The 1880-nt window shown below is 74.9% G+C and carries 3 protein-coding genes; 2 read left to right on the forward strand and 1 reads right to left on the reverse strand.

Features of this window, described 5'->3' with window-relative positions; all coding sequences use genetic code 11:
- Positions 1–8 precede the first annotated feature (8 nt).
- Both DZG00_RS15090 and DZG00_RS15095 read left to right on the forward strand, forming a co-directional pair.
- Positions 9–173 carry a family 1 glycosylhydrolase gene (locus DZG00_RS15090; RefSeq protein ID WP_233550162.1) on the forward strand — a complete coding sequence of 55 codons (165 nt, stop codon included), beginning with the start codon at positions 9–11 and terminating at the stop codon, positions 171–173.
- A 118-nt stretch (positions 174–291) separates the two neighbouring features.
- Positions 292–858, forward strand: a complete 567-nt coding sequence (locus DZG00_RS15095; RefSeq protein ID WP_119383142.1) for a LemA family protein — start codon at positions 292–294, stop codon at positions 856–858.
- A 10-nt stretch (positions 859–868) separates the two neighbouring features.
- Here DZG00_RS15095 and DZG00_RS15100 read toward each other — a convergent pair.
- A partial coding sequence (locus tag DZG00_RS15100; RefSeq protein WP_147360053.1) for a winged helix-turn-helix domain-containing protein occupies positions 869–1880 on the reverse strand: 1012 nt, incomplete at its 5' end.

Genomic DNA, 1880 nt, shown 5'->3' on the forward strand with positions numbered 1-1880 from the left:
CGGAGGGCGTGCGGCTCGAGGCCGTCGTCGCCGGCAGCCTCCTCGACGGCTTCGAGTGGGAGGCCGGGCGCCAGGCGCCGCGCGGCCTCGTCCACGTGGATCCGCGCACCGGCGACCGCACGCCCCGCTCCTCCTACCGCTTCCTCCGCGACACCCTCCGCGAGCGCGGCTGACCCGGCCCGGGCGGCGCGGACACGGGCGGCGGAGGCGGGCGAGGCGCACGCCCCCAGAACGGGTGCGCGGGCCCCGGATGCCCGGGTCCTCCCCAGACCCGCGCGTAGGATCCTGAGCATGGAATTGTGGATCGCGCTCGGAGTCGTCGTGCTCCTGGCAGTTCTCGTCGGCATCTACCTCTGGGCCACGTACAACGCCCTCGTCACCCTCAACGTCCGCGTGGACGAGGCGTGGAGCGACATCACGGTGCAGCTGAAGCGGCGCGCGGACCTGCTGCCGACCATCATCGAGTCGGTCAAGGGCTACGCCGCCCACGAGCAGAAGGTGTTCGAGAAGGTCGCCTCCGCCCGCACCGAGACGATCAGCGCCGCGAGCCCCGCCGAGGCGAGCACCGCGGAGGAGCACCTGCAGGGCGCGATGAAGTCGCTGTTCGCGGTGGCCGAGGCGTACCCGCAGCTGCAGACGAGCCAGACCTTCCTGCAGCTGCAGGGCGAGCTGGTCGACACCGAGGACCGCATCCAGGCGTCGCGCCGCTTCTACAACGGCGGCGTCCGGGAGCTGAACACCAAGATCACGCACTTCCCGAACACGCTCTTCGTGCGCGGGCTGGGCTTCGGCGAGCGGGACTTCTACGAGGTCTCGAGCCTCGCGTCCATCGCCGAGCCGCCGCGCGTGCAGTTCTAGCGACCGCGCCTCACCCCGCGGGGTCGGCGGGCTCCGCCGCCGCGATCCCCGGCAGGTGCGCCCGCAGCGCCGACGCCAGCGTGCCGCGGTCGACGACCCCGACGCCGTCGAGCCCCTGCCACGCGGCCGCCCGCTCGACGAGCGGCGCGATCCGCTCGGCGACCGCCGCGGGATCGTGCCGCCCCTCGATCCAGGACGCCTGCACGCGCAGCACGCCCGCCTGCCGGTCGCTCTTGAGGTCCACCCGCGCGACGACCTCGTCGTCGACCAGCACCGGCAGCACGTAGTAGCCGTGCACGCGTCGCGCCGCCGGCGTGTAGATCTCGATCCGGTAGTGCAGGTCGAACAGGCGCAGCGCGCGCTCGCGGAACCACACGACCGGGTCGAAGGGGGAGAGCAGCGCCTCGCCGCGGATCCGCCGGGGCAGCCGCGCGTCCCGGTGCAGCCACACGGGCAGCGGCTTCCCGCGGCCGTCCCAGCCGGGCACCGTGACGGGCAGCACCTCGCCCGCGTCGGCGAGGTCGCGGAGGGCGCGGTCGGTCGCGGCGCGGGACAGCCGGTGGTAGTCGCCGAGGTCGGCCGCGGTGCCGATGCCGTGCGCGACGGCGGCACGGCGCACGAGCTCCCGCACGGCGTCCTCCTCCGGCACCTCGCGGTCGAGGGCGGCGCTCGGCAGCACGTCCTCCGCGAGCCCGTAGACCCGCTCGAACCCGCGCCGCCCGGCGCTCGCGATCTCGCCCCACGCGAACATCGCCTCCAGCGCGCGCTTCACGTCCGACCAGCCCCACCACGGACCCGTGCGGACGTTCGACTCGTGCTCGATCGCGCTCGCGGGCACCGGGCCCGTGCGGGCGAGCTCGGCCCGCACCTCGGCGATCAGCGGCGCGTGCTCGAGCGCCCAGGATCCCGGTCGCGTCCTCCGCTGGCGCTCGGCGTCCATCCGCCACCGGTACAGCGGCAGGTCGTCGACGGGGAGCACGGCGGCCTGGTGCGCCCAGTACTCCGTGTACGCGCCGCCGCCG

Origin of the sequence: Clavibacter lycopersici, from assembly GCF_003576405.1 — a bacterium.
Lineage (GTDB): Bacteria > Actinomycetota > Actinomycetes > Actinomycetales > Microbacteriaceae > Clavibacter > Clavibacter lycopersici.

Coding starts and splice junctions, on each gene's coding strand:
- DZG00_RS15095 (WP_119383142.1), top strand. CDS start 292: ATGGAATTGTGGATCGCGCTCGGAGTCGTCGTGCTCCTGGCAGTTCTC.